Consider the following 2,917-nt stretch of genomic DNA (forward strand, 5'->3'; position numbering starts at 1 on the left):
AAATCCAGTTGATCCTGCGCACCGTGGGGCATGCTCTGAGCGCCGACGAAGTGGGAGATCGGGTTGGTGTGAGCCGTGTTACCGCCTGGCGCTATCTCGAGTATTTGCAGCAGACTGGTTTTGTAGCGGTGGAAATGGAATACGGTAGCGTGGGACGACCCATCAAACGTTATAAGAGCACCGCCCATCCCTGAACGGCATCATCCGGGTGGTTCGGTAGCTTATCGCGGTTCGCTCTATTTTTGCCGCGAATCCTGGCGGCAAAAAAATCGAGTCTTGTACAGTTTTTGACTTTCGGGGATGGTTTTACTCGCTGCACTGCTGGGGTTTGCGTCGGCGCGGCTCTGTGGCCAGGCCTCTATGGGTAGAGCAAATTCCTAACCTGGAGATACGTACGACAACCGCTTTACCGCTGGGGGAGGCATTTTGCCATCCGGCGACGCGGAATACAGAGGGTGCGGTAGCTCAGCTATGGGTACCCAGCAAAATGGAGCCCAGGCGGGTGCCCTCGAGGCTTTCCAGCAAGGCTTCCCGCGAGCGCTCGAGGTGTTTGAGCATGAACGCTGCCGCCTCCTCGCCCTTGCCTTGTTGCACCAGTTCAATCAGGGCCGCATGATCCATATGGGCCTGGTTGGCCCCCTGCGGGCGGGTGATTTCCAGATAACGGGCGCGATAAATCCGCCCCAGGACTTGAGCCAGCGAGGCCACCACAAAGCGGTTGCCGGTCAGCTTGGCCAGGGCCAGGTGAAAGTCGGTGGCTTTTTCCAGTTCTACTTCGGGGTCGAGATCGGCATCCACCGAAGCCAGCAAGTCCTTAAGTTCGCGTGTTTTGGGCCGGCGGGCGGCGGCTGTGTGCACCGCATGGGTCTCGAGCCAGTTGCGAAACTCAAAAGCCTCTTCCAGCTCGGCCAGATCAATGGGGGCCACGGTGTAGACCCGACCCGTACGCTGCACCAGTCCTTCACGAGAAAGTTGCTGGATGGCGGCCCGAATCGGGGTGCGGGAGACGGCCAGGAGTTCTTCGAGCCTGCGCTCAACCAGAGGCTCCGCGGGCCTGAGCTCGAGCGACAGGATCAGGCGGCGCAGGCGGCGATAGGCTTCATCGGTTTGCGGTGCAAGCATAGAGGTAAGTGTTATGCTACCTTTTTTGGTATACCATCTCAACCGGGGTTCGGAAAAGTGGTACCAGCAGCCATGTTTCGCGCAGAAGCCCACTCTTGCTAAGCTTTCGAGGTAGGGTCAAAGGGTGTGTAAAACAGCAAAAAGCGTTGGCCTAAAAACATGAGGTTATATTAGGCCACCGCATTTAGAAGAAAACTATATAAGCTGCTCGGCTGCCAACAGACAGGACAATAACATGGCCGAAGATGACCAGCCTACTCCTTACCGTCGGAGGACGGGGTGATTGACTCTGGCAACCGGGAAAGGCAGAGCGGCATAGCGTCTAAGCACTTACTAGCCCGTTTTATAACTCTCATCGTCATTTACCATCTGTAAGAACAGCCTGGTCACGTTGGGATCAAAGTGTGCCCCCGCTTGCTTTTGAATATATTCCAGGGCCTGTTCCTGAGACCAGGCCTGCCGATAGGGGCGGTCAGAAGTGAGCGCATCCCACACATCTACCACAGCAAAGATGCGGGCAGCAAGTGGGATTTGCTCCCCTTTTAATCCTTGTGGATATCCTGTTCCGTCCCACTTTTCATGGTGAGAATGTGGTATCGCCAAACAAGGTCGGAGATACTCGATAGGATACAACCACTCATAAGCGAATGTGGGGTGTTGTCGCATAATGGCCCATTCATCATCGCTCAGCTTGCCTGGTTTGAGTAGAACGCTATCAGGAACGCCTAGCTTCCCAATATCGTGCAGCATGGCCCCACGTCTGATGTGGATCAATTCACTGTCGGAAATTCTTGCCATTTTTGCCAGTACAGCGGTCATGTCTGTTACGCGCTGTGTGTGGCCTTCTGTCTCTCTATCCCGCAATTCGAGACCTTTGGCCCACCCTTCAAGAGTTGCGTCGTAAGCAAGTGCCAACTCGAGACTCGCGCGCTGCAATTCCTGAAAAATCTGCCCACTTTCGATGGCAATGGAGGTTTGTCCGGCAAGGGCGTGAAAGAAATTGAACCAACTTTGACCGGGATGCAATTTGGTGCGATGAAATATTTCCAGTACGCCGATCAGCTTTCCTTTTGCGGTCAGGGGAGTGACGCCATATGAAACGAACCCTTCGGCTGCGACGAGATGGGAGCGTATAAAAGGCGGGTCGGCGTTTCGCAGGTCGGCGAGAAAGATAGTCTTTTGCTCTAAAGCCGCAAGTCCTGCCTGCCCTTTTCCCACGCGCAATTGTGTTTTCTCTATTTCCCTGCTACGAAAACCGCGCCCTGCCGCAAATTCCAAAATATTGGTGTAACGATTCTGCAGCAGAATAGCCCCCGCATCAACCTTTAGATTGCTTGTGACCTTCTCAAGAATTGTGTTCAGAGCTAAAGACAGATCGGTTGTGCCCAGGATGGCGAGGTCAATCTCCTTTAGTGCTTCTATGCGTAGCAGTTGGGTTTGCAGCTCAAGGGTTGTCTGTTTGTGTGGCGTAATGTCTAGCGAGAGAATCAGAATGCCTTCGGATACGGGAGCTATGGTCAGAGAAAACCATGCCGTTTTACCGTCGGGGTAAGTAAATTCGTTCTCGATTTCTGCAGAGGTACGTTCTCGAAGGCAATTTTGTAGCACTGAATACATAGCCGTTGACTCGATGCCCGGATAAACCTCCATCATCGTCCTGCCAACCAGTTCCTCCCTCGTCTTTCGCCCCTGTTTAGCGCAAACTTCGTTGACATATACATAACGAAAGTCGAAGTCTATGATCTGTAGTGCGCCCCTAAAGTGAGACCATAAGCTAAGAGAGCTTTTGGTTGAT

3 protein-coding genes are annotated in these 2,917 nt (G+C 53.6%); 1 reads left to right on the top strand and 2 read right to left on the bottom strand.

The features are described 5' to 3' along the window. The coding region (locus Q0288_RS06275; protein WP_299428820.1) for an HTH domain-containing protein at nt 1-194 on the top strand (194 nt) is incomplete at its 5' end. A gap of 271 nt (nt 195-465) precedes the next feature. Here Q0288_RS06275 and Q0288_RS06280 read toward each other — a convergent pair. Together Q0288_RS06280 and Q0288_RS06285 are read right to left on the bottom strand one after the other, a co-directional pair. After that, nucleotides 466-1,122, bottom strand: a complete 657-nt coding sequence (locus Q0288_RS06280; RefSeq protein ID WP_299428823.1) for a GntR family transcriptional regulator — start codon at nt 1,120-1,122, stop codon at nt 466-468. Nucleotides 1,123-1,455: 333 nt separating this feature from the next. Further along, nucleotides 1,456-2,917, bottom strand: a 1,462-nt coding sequence (locus tag Q0288_RS06285) for an HD domain-containing phosphohydrolase (protein WP_299428825.1), incomplete at its 5' end; no start/stop codon positions are given.

Source organism: uncultured Meiothermus sp., from assembly GCF_937863175.1.
Classification (GTDB): domain Bacteria; phylum Deinococcota; class Deinococci; order Deinococcales; family Thermaceae; genus Meiothermus.

Coding starts and splice junctions, on each gene's coding strand:
- Q0288_RS06280 (WP_299428823.1), bottom strand. CDS start 1,122: ATGCTTGCACCGCAAACCGATGAAGCCTATCGCCGCCTGCGCCGCCTG.